The 231-nt window shown below is 64.5% G+C and carries 1 protein-coding gene; it reads left to right on the forward strand.

What is annotated here, in order from left to right; all coding sequences use genetic code 11:
* The coding region (locus KVT38_RS34350) for a hypothetical protein (RefSeq protein WP_217598160.1) at nucleotides 1-231 on the forward strand (231 nt) is incomplete at both ends.

A 231-nucleotide genomic window follows, 5' to 3' on the forward strand; every position in this document is an offset into this window, starting at 1 on the left:
AGCGGGACAGACCGTATCCATCGACGGCGTTAACGGCAATTCGCGGGCGGGCGATCTGTCGCTGGGCGACAATCCGGTCGAGATCGTCGTGACGGGCGGCAACGGGCAGGTCGGCGTCTATCGGTTCGTGCTTGCCGTACCGTCGCCCTCGGCTGGAGTCGCCTCCGTTCCGCCGGGCGGCATTTACGGGATTGGCGACGAGTTGAATTTTACGGTCGCCTACGGTGATGC

The sequence above is a fragment of the Cohnella sp. GbtcB17 genome (assembly GCF_019091135.1).
Classification (GTDB): domain Bacteria; phylum Bacillota; class Bacilli; order Paenibacillales; family Paenibacillaceae; genus Cohnella.